The following is a 337-nucleotide window of genomic DNA, read 5'->3' on the forward strand; positions in this document are numbered from 1 at the left end:
TGGCGCCGCCGTCGTTCAGTGTGTTGTTGTTTGCGGCGATGGGGACGCGGTTCCCCTCGAATACGCTGTCGCGAATGGTCAACGTACCGTCCATCTGGTGGAATGCGATCGCACCGCCTCGTGTGGTCGACAGGTTCTCCGAGAACACCGATCGGTCGACGGTGAGCTGGGTCTTCCCTGTCAGGCGAAGCGCACCCCCCGCGTACCCCGAGGCGGTGCCCCAGTTCTTGTGGAACGTGGACGACGTGATCGTGGCGACCACGCCGCCCGGCATTCCGATCGCGGCACCCGATCCGGCACGGTTGCCGAGGAAGCTGCTGGTCTCGACGGTGAGCTC

1 protein-coding gene is annotated in these 337 nt (G+C 65.3%); it reads right to left on the bottom strand.

The annotated features are described in order from the left end of the window. Nucleotides 1–337: hypothetical protein (locus EGM46_RS14615; RefSeq protein WP_206427605.1), on the bottom strand; the 337-nt coding region annotated here is incomplete at both ends.

The organism is Leucobacter chromiireducens (assembly GCF_003917135.1).
GTDB classification, from domain to species: Bacteria; Actinomycetota; Actinomycetes; order Actinomycetales; family Microbacteriaceae; genus Leucobacter; species Leucobacter chromiireducens_A.